This window comes from Haloimpatiens massiliensis (genome assembly GCF_900184255.1).
In the GTDB taxonomy this organism is placed as follows: domain Bacteria; phylum Bacillota; class Clostridia; order Clostridiales; family Clostridiaceae; genus Haloimpatiens; species Haloimpatiens massiliensis.
Genome location: NZ_LT854640.1, coordinates 37,354 through 54,760, shown reverse-complemented (window position 1 = coordinate 54,760; position 17,407 = coordinate 37,354). Strand labels below are relative to the sequence as shown.

The 17,407-nt window shown below is 29.7% G+C and carries 16 protein-coding genes; 3 read left to right on the top strand and 13 right to left on the bottom strand.

The window, feature by feature from the left end:
• Positions 1 to 71: 71 nt before the first annotated feature.
• The gene (gene rocF, locus C1715_RS08395; RefSeq protein ID WP_102400064.1) at positions 72 to 968 is read left to right on the top strand and encodes an arginase; all 897 of its coding nucleotides are present in this window, start codon (positions 72 to 74) and stop codon (positions 966 to 968) included.
• 214 nt (positions 969 to 1,182) lie between these two features.
• Here rocF and C1715_RS08390 read toward each other — a convergent pair whose 3' ends face one another.
• The 10 genes from C1715_RS08390 to C1715_RS08340 all read right to left on the bottom strand — a co-directional run bounded on the left by C1715_RS08390 (position 1,183) and on the right by C1715_RS08340 (position 11,751).
• The gene (locus C1715_RS08390) at positions 1,183 to 2,355 is read right to left on the bottom strand and encodes an FprA family A-type flavoprotein (protein ID WP_102400063.1); all 1,173 of its coding nucleotides are present in this window, start codon (positions 2,353 to 2,355) and stop codon (positions 1,183 to 1,185) included.
• Positions 2,356 to 2,744: 389 nt separating this feature from the next.
• Entirely contained in the window at positions 2,745 to 3,392 is a 648-nt protein-coding gene (locus C1715_RS08385) for a YigZ family protein (RefSeq protein ID WP_102400062.1), read from the bottom strand.
• 23 nt (positions 3,393 to 3,415) lie between these two features.
• Complete coding sequence (locus C1715_RS08380) at positions 3,416 to 4,066, bottom strand: HEAT repeat domain-containing protein (RefSeq protein WP_102401910.1); 651 nt, start codon at positions 4,064 to 4,066, stop codon at positions 3,416 to 3,418.
• Between the two features lie 24 nt (positions 4,067 to 4,090).
• Positions 4,091 to 5,494: a MocR-like pyridoxine biosynthesis transcription factor PdxR gene (gene pdxR, locus C1715_RS08375; protein WP_102400061.1), complete on the bottom strand. Its 1,404-nt coding sequence runs from the start codon at positions 5,492 to 5,494 to the stop codon at positions 4,091 to 4,093.
• A gap of 201 nt (positions 5,495 to 5,695) precedes the next feature.
• Positions 5,696 to 6,592: a nucleotidyltransferase domain-containing protein gene (locus C1715_RS08370; RefSeq protein WP_102400060.1), complete on the bottom strand. Its 897-nt coding sequence runs from the start codon at positions 6,590 to 6,592 to the stop codon at positions 5,696 to 5,698.
• A gap of 140 nt (positions 6,593 to 6,732) precedes the next feature.
• Entirely contained in the window at positions 6,733 to 6,954 is a 222-nt protein-coding gene (locus C1715_RS08365; protein WP_102400059.1) for a hypothetical protein, read from the bottom strand.
• 118 nt (positions 6,955 to 7,072) lie between these two features.
• Entirely contained in the window at positions 7,073 to 7,402 is a 330-nt protein-coding gene (locus C1715_RS08360) for a hypothetical protein (protein WP_102400058.1), read from the bottom strand.
• Between the two features lie 514 nt (positions 7,403 to 7,916).
• Complete coding sequence (locus C1715_RS08350) at positions 7,917 to 9,209, bottom strand: amidohydrolase (protein WP_102400056.1); 1,293 nt, start codon at positions 9,207 to 9,209, stop codon at positions 7,917 to 7,919.
• A gap of 129 nt (positions 9,210 to 9,338) precedes the next feature.
• On the bottom strand, positions 9,339 to 11,123 hold the full coding sequence (gene hflX, locus C1715_RS08345) for a GTPase HflX (protein ID WP_102400055.1): 1,785 nt from the start codon (positions 11,121 to 11,123) through the stop codon (positions 9,339 to 9,341).
• 274 nt (positions 11,124 to 11,397) lie between these two features.
• The gene (locus C1715_RS08340) at positions 11,398 to 11,751 is read right to left on the bottom strand and encodes a DUF4064 domain-containing protein (RefSeq protein ID WP_102400054.1); all 354 of its coding nucleotides are present in this window, start codon (positions 11,749 to 11,751) and stop codon (positions 11,398 to 11,400) included.
• Positions 11,752 to 12,002: 251 nt separating this feature from the next.
• Here C1715_RS08340 and hpt point away from each other — a divergent pair, with 251 nt between their 5' ends.
• On the top strand, positions 12,003 to 12,527 hold the full coding sequence (gene hpt / locus C1715_RS08335; protein ID WP_102401909.1) for a hypoxanthine phosphoribosyltransferase: 525 nt from the start codon (positions 12,003 to 12,005) through the stop codon (positions 12,525 to 12,527).
• A 130-nt stretch (positions 12,528 to 12,657) separates the two neighbouring features.
• Here the strand turns inward: hpt and yunB are convergent, their stop codons facing one another.
• Positions 12,658 to 13,308: a sporulation protein YunB gene (gene yunB / locus C1715_RS08330; RefSeq protein ID WP_102400053.1), complete on the bottom strand. Its 651-nt coding sequence runs from the start codon at positions 13,306 to 13,308 to the stop codon at positions 12,658 to 12,660.
• Between the two features lie 200 nt (positions 13,309 to 13,508).
• Here yunB and C1715_RS08325 point away from each other — a divergent pair, with 200 nt between their 5' ends.
• Positions 13,509 to 15,806, top strand: a complete 2,298-nt coding sequence (locus C1715_RS08325; RefSeq protein ID WP_102400052.1) for a transglycosylase domain-containing protein — start codon at positions 13,509 to 13,511, stop codon at positions 15,804 to 15,806.
• 212 nt (positions 15,807 to 16,018) lie between these two features.
• On the opposite strand, the gene spoVAE is transcribed toward C1715_RS08325, so the two are convergent.
• Both spoVAE and spoVAD read right to left on the bottom strand, forming a co-directional pair.
• A complete protein-coding gene (gene spoVAE, locus C1715_RS08320; protein ID WP_102400051.1) occupies positions 16,019 to 16,378 on the bottom strand; it encodes a stage V sporulation protein AE in 360 nt (119 codons plus the stop codon).
• Positions 16,371 to 17,396: a stage V sporulation protein AD gene (spoVAD, locus tag C1715_RS08315; RefSeq protein ID WP_102400050.1), complete on the bottom strand. Its 1,026-nt coding sequence runs from the start codon at positions 17,394 to 17,396 to the stop codon at positions 16,371 to 16,373. Before spoVAD ends, spoVAE begins: the two co-directional genes overlap by 8 nt.
• Between the last annotated feature and the right edge of the window lie 11 nt (positions 17,397 to 17,407).

The window sequence follows — 17,407 nt, the reverse complement described above, 5'->3', positions numbered from 1 at the left end:
GTAGTTAAATTTTTATTTTATTTAATGTATAATAATTTTCTGTATAAAAAAATTATTTTGGAGGTATCATTATGGACATAAATATAATAGGAGTACCACTATTCTATGGTTGTGATAGAAAGGGAGTAGATTTATCACCTAATACCCTAAGAGAAAATGGTATTATAAACATTATTGAAAAGCACAATCATAAAGTTTATGATCTTGGAAACATATATGTTCCAGCAGTTTCAGAAAAAAACAAATATAGTCACAGCAATAAAATGAAGTATCTAAAAGAAATTGTAGACGTAAATACAAACTTAGCACATCAAGTATATACCTCTATTAACTCAGGCAATTTTCCATTAATCATCGGTGGAGACCATGCTCTTGGTCTTGGAAGCTTAAGAGGTGCCAACAGAAAATATTCTAAATTAGCAGTAGTTTGGATAGATGCTCATGGTGATATTAATACCCATGAAACCACCCCTTCTGGAAATGTTCACGGCATGCCATTAGCAGCAGCTATGGGAATAGGCCATAATGATTTAACTAATACATACTATCATGGAGTAAATGTAAATCCTGAAAATGTATTTTTGATAGCTGCTAGAGACTTAGACAAGGGTGAAACTCAACTTATTAAAGATAAAAACATAAATTTATATACTACAAATACTATAAAAGAACTAGGCATTGAAAAAGTAATGGAAGATGTTATTTCCAAACTAAAATCTAAAGATATAGATGCTGTACATTTAAGTTTTGATATAGATTGCCTTGATTCAAATTTGGTACCAGGAACAGGTACTCCTGTATGTGAAGGTATAGAATTATCTCATGGTAAATATGCCTTAAAAGCGCTATTGGAAACTAATTTAATTTGCTCTTTAGATTTTGTAGAGTTAAACACTAAATTAGATTCTTCACAGCAAACTTTAAATATTTGCTTAGAACTTATGGATTGGATATCAAAACACCTCTAACCACATTAAATTCTATTCAATTACAAGCTACACTTATAATTGAAAAATTATTAGTTAAGCCCTAAAACCTCTAGGTACAATAATTACACATAGAAGTTTTAGGGCTATTTTTATATTTTCCTATTCATTTTTAATATACTTTCATCTATACTTTTAACTATCACTCATTTGCAAGCAATACAGTAAAATACATTTCTTACCCACTCATTAGAGATTATAAAAGCTCAATAAATTTATTTATAAATTCATCTGCCTTTTTATAATCCTCTTGTGATGGCACAAAGTTCACCTTATATCCTGGCTCTACCACCTTTAATTTTAAGCTTTTCATTCTATCAGTTAACATTGGTACACCTTCACCACTCCATCCATAAGATCCGAAAGCTGCAGCTACCTTACCTCTATTTACTATAGGCGATACAAAAGATAGTAAGTCCCAAGATGGTTTAACAGCATCTTGATTGATTGTTGGTGATCCTATCATAAATCCAGGAGCTTTTTCAATCATATCCACCATTTTATTCATATCAGTAGTAGTTATTTCATACACTTCTGATTTAATTTGATTTTCTCCTAATTTCTTTTGGAAGTACTTTGCTATATTTTCTGTATTACCATAAGCTGAAATATAGAAAATAGGAATTATTTTTTCTTGTGGAGTTTCTACCGTTGCCCACTGTTTATATAAATCCAAATATTTTTCTAAATCATCTACATGTATAGGTCCATGGCTTGGAGCTACTATTTTAAAATCTAAATCTTTGATCTTGTTTAATCCTGCAAGTACAAACTTTTTAAATGGTCCCATTATAACGTCAAAATAATACTTCATTTCATCAAAATATTCTCCAGTACAAGCATCTGTCATGCATCCTTGTGGACAATAATGACATCCTAAAAAATCACAAGTAAAAAGTATCTTATCCTCTTTAGCATAAGTAAACATAGTATCTGGCCAATGTAAGTTCGGTGCATATATAAATTTAAGTGTAGTGTTTCCTAAATTTAATTCATCTGGCTTATCCATGGCATTTAAATCCATATTAGTTATATTTTTGCTGTAAGTTAATGCTGCCTTTGACCCTATTACCTTTGCTTCTGGGAAATCCTTTATAAGTTTAACTAAAGAACCGCTATGATCTAGCTCTGTATGCTGAACTATTATGTAATCTACCTTCTTATCTCCTATAACACTCTTTATATTGCTTAGAAATTCATCATAATATCCATCTTTAACCGTATCTATTATAGCAACTTTTTCATCATTAATTAGATAAGAATTATATGTGGTTCCTTTCTTAGTTTCCATTATTATGTCAAAAACTCTAAGTTCAGGATTTTTTACTCCGATCCAATATATGTTTTCATTTAATTTTTCTACAGCCATAACCATACCTCCAATATCTATTATTATTACATATATATAATTATAGTACCATAATATACTTTTATTTTCAAGTAATAATAATTATTATATAATTATTATTTGTATTTCATGCTATTATCATTATAATTTTTTAAATTATAATACTTTAAATTTAAAATGAATATTTAAATTCCATAGGAATTTCTTTAATTTATATTTTATTAAAAACTCCTTTGGAGTTTTGTTTTTCCATAGCTATAATCATATTACTTACTTTTACTAGTATTCCTTTTATTTTAACTTTTATTATGATTAACCCACAAAAAGGTACAATGTAGTGGAATTATGAAATTTCTCCTCCATGACTTGCATAAGAGCTCGGAACAATAAATTTACCCTAAACTAACAAACTAGCAAACTAAATACAATCTGCTATCTTTTTTAAAGAAAATATCCTCATCCTTTTCTTCTATTATTACTTTGCCACCAGTTATATCTATAACTCTTTTTTCAAATTCTTCTTTTTTATCTATTTCAAAATAAAATAAAAGGGCTACCTTGTCTGTATATATTGTGTCTTCAATATACCATCCCTTTTGTTCACAAGTGTATTGAAGTTTTCCTAACATATCATAATCTATTATCATTTCTATAGGAATCCCTTTTACTTTTTCTACTATTCCTCCTTGTTCTATAGCCATAGCTGCTGTTTTTGAGTAGGCTCTTATAAGTCCCCCAGCTCCTAATAATACTCCTCCAAAATATCTAGTTGCCACCACAACACAATCAGATACATTGTTTTTCTTTATAACCTCTAACACAGGTATACCTGCTGTACCTTGTGGTTCCCCATCATCACTGTATCTTTGTATTCCTCTATTTTCTCCTATGACATATGCATAAACATTGTGAGTAGCTTGCTTATGCATATGTCTTATTTCTCCTATAAACTCTTTAGCCTCTTCTTCCGTTTCTACCCTTTTTACATATCCTATAAACTCTGATTTCTTTTCATAGAATCTAGCTTCTGCCCTATCCTTTATGGTTAAATATCCCATCAAACCATCTCCTCTTAAAATTATTAAGATTCCATACGATTAATGTACTCATCCACTGCTCTGCTTATATACTCTTTATTCCATTTATCTTCTATTTCTTTAAGCTTTGTCAAACTTAACTGGCTATTCAATTTATTCAATGCCTTTATGGCATATAAAACCACTTGAGGATTTTCATCATCTAATGCTCTAATTAAAGCAATTTCACAATCCTTATGTCCTATTTTACCCATGGCAGATACCGCAAGCCTTCTGATGCTAGTGAATTTGTGCACTGAAGCTTTTTTTAAAATATCTACCCCATCTTTTAATTCGCCTAATATCCATACTGCTCTCTCCTTGCTTTTAGGTGGCATATCTGCATAATTAGACTTTATATAATTTATTAGCTTTTCCTTTGTTTCCCCAGTTACAAATTTTAAAAATAGTTTTCTATCCTCTTTACCTGCTTGGTATATGGATGTAAAAAGTTCCTCTACACTTGAATTTTTAGCTAAAAATCTATACCTTATTTTACCTTCTATTATGTGGTTTTGCACCTCTATTTTGTCTAAATTTCTTATTTTCGAAATAGCCTCTAAATCCTTACCTTCCAAAAAAAGAAAATAAGATATATCCTTGTCATCATAATTTTGAATATTTTCCCATTTTACATTTAGTAAATTCTTTTTCACCACTTATTCATCTCACTTTTAGTTCTATTTTAAAACATCATATATAATTTTGAGTCCCTTTTCTAAGTCCTCGTTAGATATCTGTGAAAAGCTCACTTTAAAATATCTTTTACCCTCGTGAGGAAATTTATAAAAAAGAACCCCTGGTGTAATTAATATGTTTTTTTCCTTACACTTATAAAAAAGACTAATACTGTCTATTTTTATCTTATCAGATATTTTCAAATAGAAACTTAGTCCACCCTGTGGTTCATTAAAAGTAACTTTATCCTTTAATAAGTCTTTTATCTTTTCTTTAGTAAATTTATATTTTTTTACATATATATTATTAAGTTTATTTATATACTCTTTCCAATATCCTTTTTTTATATATAAATCAAGAGTTCTTTGCATTAAGCTAGATGTAGATATGTCTGTATTTATCTTTGAATTTTTCATAGTTTCTATGAATCTTACTGGTGAAACTAAGTATCCTAATCTTATACCTGGCAAGAATATTTTAGAAAAGCTTTTTATATATATTACCCTATCATTAGCATCTAAACTCTTAAAGCTTTTGTACTTTAAATTTTCATTATATATAAGTTCTGATAAATAATCATCTTCTATTATATAGAAATCATAAATATCTGCTAACTCTAATATTTGTTTCTTTTTTTCTAAGCTATAACTTATACCCGTTGGATTTTGAAAATAGCTCATAGTATAAAAACATTTAATTTTATGTCTTTTTAAAACTTTCTTTAACTGATCTATGTCAATTCCATCATGAAGCATGTCTACTTCTATTATATTGGCTTTTTTCCATTTGAAAACAGATAATGCACCACTATATGTTGGCTTTTCTACAATAACATTGTCATTCACATTAACTATAGATTTTGTAACTATATCTATGCCTTGCTGCGCTCCAGATACCACAAGTATGTCCTCATCACTCAGTTTTCCTTGCCAAAAAAAATGATTTATACTCTTTCTAAGTCCGTGGTAGCCGAGGGTTTCTTGATAGACTAGAGCCTCAGCCCCATCCCTATCCAAAACCTCATCTATTACCTTCTTTAAAACATCTACAGGGAAGTAATCTACACAAGTGGCCTCCCCTGTAAAGTCTATATATTTTTCTCCTGGATGATCCATAGCATTTTTAAAGGCTTTTGCATATTCTTTTCTAAAGCCTCTTCCACTATTTTTTCTTTTGGCATAAGTTCCACTGCCAATCTTTTGTACCGCATATCCTTCTTCTTCTAGCTTCTTATAAGCATTTACTATAGTTACGTTGTTAACTTTTAAATACTCAGCTAACTTTCTAATAGAGGGCAGTTTATCCCCCTCTTCTATTTTAGATGTATCTATGAGCTTTTTAATATTTTTATATATTTGAACATACTTATTTTCTTCTTCTTGAAAATTCACTTTATACTTTTCCATTTAATCACCGCACATACATTATTCCCTTTAGGTACATTAAAATAAATAACAAGTGAAAGATGCTGGTATATTTTGTGTCAGACAAGGAAGCAGGTTCCGCCGCTAGTAGAACTATCGTTGGGTTCTGCTGACGCAGTATGACGCAAAATAGACTAGCATACTGACTTGTTATTTATTTGAATGTGCCTTATATAATGCTATTTAAACAAAGTATACATTCTCCTTAAATAACACATTTCCCTCTGAAGATTTGTAATCTCTAGTTTCCTTCTTTAAAAGATTCTTTTCCCACAGTTTATTTAATATCTCTTCCATATCTATATCAAAATCCTTAAATAATTTATCTCTTTTAATATCCTCTGCACTCAATAAAGAATCTTTTTCTCTTATATATTCTAATAAAAATCCAGTTATATTTCTTAAATCCTTGTCGATTTCTGCTTCTATATAAGCTATAGCATCCCTAATTCCCTCATCAGCTTTTAAATTATTAAAAAATAATTCATCTACATGAACTCTAAAATTTTCATCTATATTCATACTTGTACTCATAACATCTTTACTTACCATATATCCTGATGAATTTATTTTAAGTTTTGCAAAATCTTCTGAGCATTTTATAGCTGAAGTATAAGCAGTATATATTCTATTATTTGCTAAGTATTTCTTACAAACCCCAATATTTTTTAAAGCCTTTGCAAGGTAAATCATATTCCATATCTCTCTATCTAAATCTGGATAAAATCTTCCTCTATCGTATCTATTGGTGATATCCATATCCTTAGAGAAAACCAATCTAGATGCGGAAAAAATTCTGTGTAAAAATCCACCCTTTAAATCTTCATTTTGTAAATTTATAAATTTCTCTTTACTCATAAGCTTTATATGGATTGGCACATTTTTTTCCCTAGTATAAATATTCTTTATAGTATTGTCCTCATCATCCTTTACTACAAACAAATCTATGTCTGATTCATCCCAAAGATCTCCCGTTACCATACTTCCAAAAACCATAACAGCTAAAACAGACTTATCACTTTTTAATCTATCTACAATGTTGTTAAATGCTTTTTGATATTGCAGTATCGTATTAGTCATAGTCTTTCCCCCTTTTAAATTTATTTTAAATTCATTATATAAAGAATATTATATAATATAATGCAGTATAAAAACAATAGACTTCTTTTTATAAGTAGCAATTTATGAATTAATTCTTTCATATTTTATATGACATATTTTTATATGATTATCTTCTTTATGTGTACTCTTTTCATAAAATTACATTTTTCACAACAATATAAATGTAAGCAATATTCCTTTGAATCTTTTATAGGCATTTCTGATCCATAAGGGCCCATGTACTCTTGTATTCTTCCTTTATCCACCATGATTCCACTACATCTGAAGCAACATATGTTTTTTTCTTCTATTTTATTGCATATGGGACATATTTTTTCCACTAAGGACACCTCTCTTATTTTATATTCTCATTATATTTTTGCCAATAATGTTAAATTTAATCTTAAACATAAGAAATATTTAAAATTCAAAAGAGGCCACTAGGACCTCTAAAAATAACTATTTGCAATATAACTTTAATAATATATCTAGTTGTTTTTCTAATTCACAAAGCACATGTTGAGAAGTCCCTTGAATATCATATACTAAATGTAGCAAATCCTTTATTTCTGAATTTTTACTATTATTTATAGTGTTCAAAAATGAAGCAGAATGACTAAAATTTATGCTTGCATAAGATAAACTTAATAAAGACAATAGTAAAGGACTTACATTTTGATCATAAAATATTCTATATTTGGGGTTTAATTCTAGCTTAACAAGTTCTTCCCGTATTTGGTTTAACGCTACAAGCTTATCCCTTAATATAATTAAATCTTGTTCCTCCATAATAAATTTCACACCTTATACTATTGTTTTGTTATTACACTAACTCAGCTTATTACATCTTCTATATTAAATAAATGAAATATTCAACTTTCGCAGTTATAAAATAAAAATATAAAATTTAAAATGAGGAATAAAGCTCTTTTAGAAACTAACTATAATTTGAAATTTGCAGGTAAGTAGTAGGTAATAGGTAAGAGCTAAGAAGTAAGAGTTAAGGATAAAACTCAAGGAGTTTTTTATAATTAATTTGTAAGTAACAGGTAATAAGTAATAGTTGTAGTGAAAATTCAGCTTTGCTGAATTTTTTAAAGAAACTCTTACCTTTTACTTCTTACTTTTTACCTATTAGTTCTTACCTTTTCACTCTTACTTCTTACTTCTTACTTTTTACCTCTTACCTACTCTACAAATTCCTATTTTACATTCTAAATTATAATTTTATAAATACAAAAGTTGAGTTAATTAATATATTCTTTGTTAAGTATTCGCATTTTTGGATTAAGTATTCGTACTACTAATATATAAGTTTTTTGCACAATTTATTACTTTCATATATGATTTTTTCTTCATCTATATTTAAAAATTCACCTTTTTCCATAAGTATATTTCCATTTACTATTACATATTGTACTTCACTTCCATTAGCTGAAAATACTAAATTAGAATGCATATCATAAATTGGAACCATGTTAGGTCTATTTAAATCTAACATTATGAGATCACATTTAAATCCTTCCTTTATCATACCTAAATCCTTAAATCCTAAAGCTTTAGCTCCATTATATGTTGCCATCTTTAGAACAGTTTTAGAACTTAGTTTAGTTGCATCATTGTATTTGAGCTTTTGTAAAAATGCAGCTGTTTCCATCTCCTCAAACATATTTAAATTATTATTACTAGAGGTTCCATCTGTGCCCAAGCACACATTTATTTCCATTTTAAGCATTTCTCCCACTGGCGCTGTTCCACTAGCTAACTTCATATTGCTTTGAGGATTATATACTGGACTTACCCCTGCCTTTTGTAAGATATCCATATCATCTTTTGTTAAATGTACACAATGAGCTGCCACCACAGGACTTTGCAAAATACCCACTTCATCTAATAGTTCACAAGTAGTTTTATTATATTTTTCTCTAATTATATTAACTTCATCTTCAGTTTCTGATACATGAATGTGTATACCTTTATCTTTTTCTTTTGCCATTTGTCCTATGCTCTTTAAAGCATCATAGGACAATGTATATGGTGAATGAGGTGCAAACATCATTTTGAAACTCACATTTTCTTCCTTATCTATCTTTTGCATTATCTCCAATGATGTGTTTAATTGATTTTCCCATGCTTCCCCAATTATAGGAAGTCCTAATACTGCTCTCATGTTCATATCTTTTACTACTTCTAATACTTGTTCTTGCATGAAATACATGTCATTAAAAGTAGTAGTACCACTTCTTAACATTTCAATACAAGCTAGCTGAGTACCAACTTTTATGTGTTCCTCCTTAAATTTAGCTTCCATAGGCCATATCTTGTGATTTAGCCACTGCATAAGAGGGAGTCCTTCTCCATAACCTCTTAATAATGTCATAGCTGCATGAGTATGAGCATTTACAAGACCCGGCATCACGCAGTAATTTTCTCCATTTATTACTTTAGTGTTGTGACTATTTTCAAATTCACCCTTATATTCTCCTGCTCCAACAGCTTTAATATATTCTCCCTCTATAAACACATAACCCTTTTCTATTATTTCTCTTTTCTCATCCATAGTAACTATAAAGGCATTTTTTATTAATATATTCATTTTCCTTATCCCCTTCCCTTTATTTTTAAATTCTCACCCTATTTTTGTATATTATAAAAATTCTAATTATGATGAATAAGAGCAAAGGGCCCCTTTACTCTTATGCTTTAAAACAATCCATCCATAATTTTATATTAAAAAGTCTCTATATTTATTATAGGTTTTTTTATCTACTATAGCTTCTATATAAGTCCCCTCTTCTTTGTACTCTTCCACATTTATCTTTCCATTTTGATGAATATAAGCTACTATATTCTGTTTATCATAAGGAATCAAAAAATTTCCTTGCTCCATATTATTAGGAAGATACTGCTGTATTTTATCCATAAGTTCATCTATATTTCTACCTTCTTTAGCGCTTATTTCTATAAAGTTTTCCCCAATAAATTTTTCTTTTATCTTTTCTACATTTTCTCTATTTGCCATATCAATTTTATTAAGCACTAATATAATAGACTTATCTTGAACCTTTAATTCTCTAAGCACCTGGTTTACTACATTTATCTGTTCTATAGCATTAGAAGATGAACTATCCACCACATGAAGAAGTAAATCTGAATAAATAACCTCTTCTAATGTAGATTTAAATGCCTCTACTAAATCATGCGGAAGTTTACTTATGAAGCCTACTGTATCTGTAAAAGTTACTATTCTAGAATCTTTTAATTCTATAGCTCTTATTGTAGTGTCTAAAGTAGCAAAAAGCATATTAGCTTCAAATACATTTTCCTTTGCCATACTCTCATTTGGTGCATAAATTTCACATACTTTATTTCTAAGTGTGGATTTCCCCGCATTGGTATATCCCACCAAAGCCACCTTAGGTATATTTTCTTTTTCTCTCTTTTCTCTTTGAGTTTTTCTCGTATCCTTTATTTTTACAAGTTCTCTTTTTAAGTCATATATTCTTTCCCTTATGTGCCTTTTATCTGTCTCTAATTTCTTCTCTCCAGGGCCCCTAGTTCCTATTCCGCCACCAGTTCTAGATAAAACTCCTCCCATGCCTATAAGCCTTGGAAGTCTGTACTTAAGCTGAGCCAATTCCACTTGTATTTTAGCCTCTTTAGTCCTAGCTCTTCTAGCAAATATTTCTAGTATCAAAGTAGTTCTATCTATTACTTTAACTCCCAGTGCATCTTCTATATTTCTTATTTGAGATGCAGAAAGTTCATCATCAAATATAACTACATTAGCTTTATGTAATTGAACCAGATAAGATATTTCATCTATTTTTCCCCTTCCTACATAAAAAGCAGTATCTACCTTCTCTTTATTTTGAAAAATTTTATCCATAGTTTTAACATTACAAGCTTTTGCTAGTTCCTCTAATTCCTCTATACTCTCCTTACTGTCAATTCCCACTAACAATGCTCTTTCAGAATCATCCTGTACATTTTCATATTCCCCTATAGACTCCTCACTTTGGAAAATTTCTCTCCTTATATCTAAATTTAAAGCTTTCTCTAGAGTAAGTGGACCTATTACTTTAGCCTTCAATTGCTGTTCTTCTACAATGCAAAACCCAAAAGTTATTTCTTTACACCTTCCATCTTCTACCCCTAAAGCTGCTATATAATCTAGTTTCTGCCTACCCAAAGCCGATATATCTAATATAGATAATCTTGAATTTCCCTTAGGGTGAGTATGTATTACAGCTACTCCACTTAATTTTTTCTCTTTTACATCCACAGCAGCTATTTCTACCGTAGAATTATCTCCTATAGATACGTTTATAACATTACCTCTTCTATCTATAGCAACACTAATTTCTCTGTTAATTATTTCAGTTATAGCACACAATATATCTATCACTTGAAGATTTAAAGTATAGTTTTTATCCGTGTTTATTTCATATATTTCTTCTAACTTATCTAATATTGTATTCCTTATTCCTTCAATATTTCCTGTTATCATGCTCTCAACTCCATAATCAATTCTATTTTTGTAAATCTCTAATGTCCAGTGTTCCTTATCCAACAAATATTCTATTATAAGTTTTCTCATTTATAGTATTATTATTTAATTTTTTATAAAAATGTGAACCAAATATTATATTGGGTTGGTATTTTATATAATTTTATACCATTGAAGCTCTATTGTAAATTACATTATAAATATACTATAAAATAAAAAATAGCCTCATGTTGAGACTATTTTTTATTTTATAGGTAGCTTAAATTAAATTTTTCTACATTGAAGCGGTTGTATTCTTTGGCTTTCTTAATAACGCCATTAAACCAGCTATTATAAGTAATATTCCTGGTAATATATAAAACGCTGAAATACAAATTACCCCACCTACTGCAGCTATAACCATAAAAATTCCAGAAAGCTTTGTTTTTCCTCTTACTATAGCAGCTCCTATTATCCCTAGGATTGACAAAATTATAGCTGCTACACCAAGATTTCCTACGGTAGTAGCACCTTCTGCGCCAAAAGCAGCTCCAAGTCCTCCTATACCCATAGCCATAATACCACCTATGATACCAAAAATACCTCCTATTAGTCCTAATACAAATTCTGCTGTTCTTTTATCTTCCATTATGTTACCTCCTATTATATCCTTTCAGTTATATTATATATTTATGTATATATTTTGTAAATATTGTTTATAATGTATTTTAAGGATATTTTTTCTTAACATACATTATTCATTCAATAAAATTAAATGAATTGAAAAAATCAAAAAATATTGTTAATATAAATAATATACTTTTAAAATTTCAATCATTATAAATTTTATAAATTATAAATATGTGTATTATGAAGTTAGGAGGTATCCTTGTGGAAAGTATGGATAATAAAAAAAGAAATATAATAATATCCGAAGAACAAATAAGAGAAAGAATCAAAGAAGTAGGAGAACAAATTTCTAAAGACTACTCTGGTGAAAAAGTTTATGTTCTATCTTTATTAAGAGGTAGTTTTATATTTACAGCTGATCTAGTTCGTAATATAGATTTACCTACTATAATAGGTTTCATGACTACTTCTAGTTATGGTCATGGAGAAGAAACTAGTGGAAATGTTAAAGTGGTAAATGATATTCCTGATAACATAAAAGACTTCAATGTACTTGTAGTAGATGATATCGTTGATTCTGGAATAACTATGGATTTTGTAATGAAACATGTAAAAGAATTAGGCGCTAAGAATGTTAAATGCTGTGTACTTTTAGATAAACCAGAAAGAAGAAAAGTAGATATAGAGCCTGACTACTGTTGTTTCCAAATACCAGATGTATTCGTTGTTGGCTACGGTCTTAATTATGGAGATTATTACAGAAATATTCCTTATGTATTTAACTGGGAAAACTAGAACTATATCTATTCACTAATGCCTATACCCTAGTTAATAAATAATAAGTAATGTGATAAATAACTTACTGTTTATCATTTAGCGATTGGGCATTAGTGATTATTTACTAAAAGCTAGTAATTTTTATTTTTTAGTTTTCCATCTTAAATCCTGCATCCCCTAAGTCCATTTGTATAGCAGTTCCTGGTACTTTACCCACTATTATAGTTTCTGCTATAGGCACCTCATGTTTTACCTCTATTTCACTACTTTTAAGTGGTATTATTACTCTAACCTTTGTCTTTACCTGCACGTATATTTTATGACTAGTTTGATTTATACCAGCACTTTCAAATTTTGATAGATATTTAGTTTCTATGTGCCCTATAGGTTGCATTTTAACAGTTATGCTAGGACCAAAATAAGAAATTATATTATTTTTGCTTATGTAACCAACAGGAATTTTAATACCCACATATCCTAAATCTTTTAATTTTCTTTGTGAATCCAAAGCCACACTACATGCTATTTTATTCATTTTTAATGTATCAGCTTTCATCATAACAATATTTCCATCATTATCCTTATGAACTTTAACAACTTCATCATAATTAAAATCTTTAGAATACTCCTGTATTATGGAACTATTTATAATTTCAGTAGCTTTAGCTTTCATCTCAGAATCTGCAACTACTAATACAGTAGGCATTACAATTTTATCAAATGCATATATAAAGATAATAAAAAAAGTAATTATAATAAACATTCCAAATAAAACTTTAAATTTTGTCTTTGCTTTTATTTTATTTTTCCTCCTTTAATAAGCTATATTTAATATATATGATTAATATATATAATTAAGAATTATATAGGCGTTTTAGACTTTTATTTAAAAATTATTTAAAAATTATATATACTTTTTTAGATTTTATAAAATAAAATGTTGTGATATAATAAACTAATGAATAATACTTAAATTTTGATTCTCAAGGAGGATATTTTATGACCAAGAAGAAGAAATCTGCTAAGAAAAAGGGCAGAAGAGTATTTAAATTGGTGTTATTATCTATTTTGTTATTAATTTTATTGGCTTCAGTAGCCTTTGGTGGAATACTATTAGCTATGGTTAAAACAACACCTTCATTAGATGTAAACCAAATATTTGCTTTAAGTGAAACATCAAAATTATATGATGACAAAGATAAATTTATGGATAATATACTTACTGAAGAAAAAAGCTCTCCCGTTAAAATTAACGAAATTCCGTTAAACTTAAAAAATGCTTTCATAAGTATAGAGGACGAGAGATTTTATGAACACAAGGGTATCGACCCTAAAAGAATAATGGGTGCCGTATTATCTAACATTAAAAACAAACTTACAGGCAATAAAAACTTACAAGGTGCTTCTACTATAACTCAACAGCTTATAAAAAACTCTATGTTAACACCAGAAGTAAAACTAAAAAGAAAAGTTCAAGAAATCTACTTGGCTATGCAACTAGAAAATTCAATATCAAAAGATAGAATTTTAGAAGCTTATCTAAATACTATTTATCTAGGAAGAGGTGCTAGAGGCGTAGGTGCTGCATCAGAACAATACTTTAGCAAAAATGTTAAAGACCTAAATTTAATAGAATCAGCTTATATAGCTGGGGTTACTCAAAGCCCTTCAATTTATGATGCTTTTTCACCTACATCAAAAAAGAACCCTTCAATTTACCTAAACAGAACAAAAACTGTTTTAAGTAAAATGCATGAAAATGGTAAGATAAATAATGAACAATATACTACAGCAATAAAAGATATTGATAAAGGAAATTTAAAATTTAATCCTTCTAATAATTCTCATAAGATGCAATATGAATGGTTTTCTAGAGAAGTTATAAAACAAGTTAAAAATGATTTGAAGTCAACTCACGGATACACTGATAATGAAGTAAATAAATTACTTATGCAAGGTGGCCTTAAAATATATACCACTATGGATAAGAATTTACAAGATAACACCCAAAATGTAATAAATGATATGAATAAACTACTTAATATAAGATCTATTACTAAAAATAATATTTCACAGCTTCAAGCTGCTGCCGTATTAATGGATTATCATAAAGGTGAAGTAAAGGCTATAGTAGGAGGAAAAGGTGAGCAACCAGCTATGTCTACAAATAGAGCTACTTCCCAGCTTAACCCTTGTGGTTCTAGTATAAAACCAATTTCTGTTTATGCCCCTGCTATAGATACAAAATTACTTACAGGTGCATCAGTTTTAAATGATAATCATTTACCAAAAGAGTTTAAAGATAAATACCAAAATTGGGATCCTAAAAACTCACCTAACTCATATTCTGGTCCTATTTCTCTTAGAACCGGATTAAAGTATTCTAAAAACACTATAGCTGCTCAAGTAGAAGATGTTATAGGTTTAAAAACTGGAGCTAGTTACGCTGAAAAATTTGGTTTAAATTTAACCGCTAGAGATAAGAGTAGTATTGCTGCCTTGTCACTAGGTGAAATAGAAGGAACTACTCCTATGGTTATGGCCGCTGCTTACGGTGTTTTTGGAAATGATGGATTATATACAGAACCTAAAACCTATAGAAAAGTAGTCGATAGAAATGGAAAAGTACTTTTAGAAAATAAGGCTCAAACTAAAAAAGTAATTTCACCTGCTACTGCTTATATAATGTATGATTTATTAAAAGAGCCATTAACAACTTGGGGTACTAAGGCAAATTTCGGTGCTATGGCTCGTGGTAAAACTGGTACTACCACTGCTGCCAAAGACCTTTGGTTCGCTGGTCTTACTCCATACTATTCTTCAGCTGTATGGATAGGTGATGATAAAAATACTGTTATTAACGACTTAAGATTAGGTAGAAATCTAAACAGTAATGATGCCGCACTATTGTGGGGAAGAATCATGAAGTATGCTCATAATGACTTACCTTTTAAAAATATACAAAAGCCTTCTGGAGTCCAAGAAGTTACAGTTTGCTCGGCATCTGGAAAAATAGTTGGACCGTATTGTTTAAAAGAAGGGAAAACATTCACTGAATTATTCTTAAATGGAACAGCTCCTACAGAATTCTGTGATGTTCATAAGGCAGAAATTAAAAAGCCTGAAGAAGATACAAACAAAGACAAAGATAAAGACAAGGATAAAAATAAAGATAAAGATAAAGACAAAAATAAAGATAAAAACAAAAATGAAAATAGTACTGACAAACCAAGCACACCTGGGCAAGATACAACACCACCTCCTAATCCCAGTGGTGATGGCGGCCATGATGAATAAGCCAGTAGATAACCCTAATTAAGACAATTGTTTAAAATGGATAATATAATTTAAAATCTAAGCACAGGAGAAATCAAAAAACTACTCCTGTGCTTTTTACTACATTTTTTTAGTTCATATTTTTATTAACTTTATTCTTTTCTTTAATTTAAAGTTTACTTTGTTATTGTATTATTGTTATTGTAACTATACATAATATATTTACCACTACCTTATTTTTTAGTCTTAGGGTTAAATATTAAAGACATTATATATCCAAAGACTATTGCAGCACTTATGCCTCCTGCACTTCCCTTTATACCACCAGTAAATGCTCCTAAAAGTCCTACTTTATTAACTTCCTTTATGGTGCTTTTAGCCAAATTGTATCCAAATCCAGGCAAGGGAATTGCTGCACCTTCCTTTCCAATCTCCATTACATAATCATATATGTTCAAAGCTCCTAATATAACACCTACAGTTACAAAACTAACTAATATTCTTGCAGGTGTAAGCTTAGTTTTATCCATTAGAATTTGAGCTATTAAACAAATAGTCCCTCCAACTAAAAAAGCACTTATATAATCATTCATTTTTTGTACCTCCAAATTCTATAGCTACTGCATGAGCTATACCTGGTATACTTTCACCTTGAAAAGATGCCGTAGGGCTCATAAGTGCCCCTGTGGAAATTAATAATGCTCTTTTAATGTTGCCGCTTAATAAATTTTTATATATGTATCCGCAGGCTACCACTGCAGAACATCCACATCCACTGCCTCCTGCATTAACTCCTTGCTTTTCAGAATTATATATTTCATCTCCACAATCTATATAAATTTTATCAATATCATAACCATAATCTTTAATTAGTTCACCGGTTATTTTCTTACCTATTTTTCCCAAATCTCCTGTAGCAATTATATCATAATCATCTGCTGTTCTACCAGTATCCTTAAAATGCTGCTTAATGGTGTCCACTGCTGCTGGTGCCATGGCAGCACCCATATTGTTAGCATCCTTTATACCATAATCCTTAACCTTTCCATTAGTTACATAGGTTACATAAGGAAAATTTCCCTCTGTTCCCAGGACCATAGCCCCTGATCCAGTCACAGTCCACTGAGCAGAAGGGGGCCTTTGGGAACCCATTTCCAATGGAGCTCTAAATTGCCTTTCTGCAGATGAAAAGTGTGATGAGGTTGATGCAACAGCATAGTTAGCAAATCCACCATCTATAATCATAGATGCCAGCCCTAATGACTCAGTCATAGTGGAGCAAGCTCCATATAGGCCTATAAAAGGTATATCCATATCTCTAGCCGCATAATTAGATGAAATTATTTGATTCAATAAATCTCCCGAAAATAAGTAGTTTATATCCGCTTCTTTTAAATTAGCTTTTTTTATAGCTGCAGTTATAGCACTATAAAGTAAACTTTTTTCCGCTTTTTCATAACTATCCTCTCCATTTGAATCATCTTGAAGAATTGTATCAAAATATTCTCTTAAAGGTCCTTCTCCTTCCTTAGGACCTACTATACTTGCTGTAGATATAATTTTAGGTTTATTCTCTAACCTTACTGTTTGAATTCCAACTCTCTTATTCATATAAAAACACC